This window comes from Kitasatospora sp. NPDC059803, from assembly GCF_042732255.1.
In the GTDB taxonomy this organism is placed as follows: Bacteria; Actinomycetota; Actinomycetes; order Streptomycetales; family Streptomycetaceae; genus Kitasatospora.
Window position 1 is genome coordinate 3,436 of sequence record NZ_JBHWIJ010000448.1, and the last position, 1,250, is coordinate 4,685.

At 72.2% G+C, this 1,250-nt stretch carries 1 protein-coding gene; it reads right to left on the bottom strand.

Annotated elements, in window-relative coordinates; genetic code table 11:
* Window positions 1-670: 670 nt before the first annotated feature.
* Window positions 671-1,081, bottom strand: coding sequence for a hypothetical protein (locus tag ACFV6I_RS37755; RefSeq protein ID WP_380430626.1), 411 nt, complete (start codon window positions 1,079-1,081; stop codon window positions 671-673).
* Window positions 1,082-1,250 lie beyond the last annotated feature (169 nt).

A 1,250-nucleotide genomic window follows, 5' to 3' on the forward strand; every position in this document is an offset into this window, starting at 1 on the left:
CGTGGTTAGGGTGGGGTCTTGGGTTATCCCCGCGCCCCCGCGCCCCACCCGCGGTCGGCTACCGGGCCCCGGCACCCCCCGGGGACGCGGGGGGGCCCGGACGGCCCGCCGGCAGGAGGGGGTGCCCAACACCCCAGACGCCCCTGGAAGAGACTGGTGTTGTCCTGGAAGGAGATCTGGGGGACGAACCCGGACCCGCCGGCGCCGTCCTCGCCGACCGGTTACGCAAGGCCGAAGAACAGGCCCAGCCGTCCGGGCATTGGGTGCTGTGGCGCCGGCCGCACCAGAACTCGGCGGCCAGGTCACCGACCTGGGCGGCCCGGTTGTTCAGCGTCGTCGCGCCGGCGCCGGTGAGGACCAGCGCCACTGGCGGGTAGCCCTCGCGGGTGTGCCCGGGGTAAGCCCGGCGCCACCAGTGGACCATCCGCTCGCAGGCCTCCTCCTCAGCCGGCTCTGTTCACGAGAACGGGCAGCATTTCGACGTCGGTTCCGGAGACCGTAGGCGGTAGGCGGTAGGCGGTAGGCGGTAGGCGGTAGGCGGTAGGCGGTCACAGCCTCGCCGGAATGTTCACGAGCCCCAAGAGCACCTGGGCCTGCTGGGCGTTCCCCGTTGGCCAAGGGCGCGGGGCCGGTGTGGGCCAGCAGCTGGGCGGGAGCGCGCCGTGCTGGGCTATGGATGTACCCGCCACCGGCGGTCCGCCTCAGCACGAGCCACTTCGGCGTCGTACTGCCTCGCGTCGAAGTGGAGCTCCGGCGGAGGGTAGGGCACAGGGGTGTTCGCCTCCCACGGAACCTCCCAGTCCGACCACTGCACGATCTCCCCGGAGCGCTGCACGACCACGGTCAGGAAGCCGCAGCAGCCACCGCTGCACTCCGGTTCCCCCAGCTCCACACGGCGCACCTCGCCGGTCGCCCGGAGAAGACCGGGGCTGCCGGCCGGCAGCGCATCAGCCGCGTACGGTCCGCGGCCGCCTTCGCGCACCGTCTCTTCGACCACGTCCTCGCCGTTGACCCAGAGCCGCAACTGGGCAGTGAACCGAGGTCCCGCTGGCAACACCCTGATCTCCAGATGATCGAACATCAGACCACCCTAGGGGGCGGGCTGACGTCGACGCGCGGCTCAGCCGACGCCTGCCCATATGCGCCCAGGGGCGGCCCGAACGCGGGCCACCCCTTTCACCGCTGCTCTGCCTTCCCAGGCGGGCGGGGAGCGCCAGGGCGACGCAGTGGCGAATACCCGGGTCCAGGTG

Excerpts from the sequence above, each read along its gene's own strand:
- ACFV6I_RS37755 (WP_380430626.1), bottom strand. The coding sequence starts at position 1,081 with ATGTTCGATCATCTGGAGATCAGGGTGTTGCCAGCGGGACCTCGGTTC.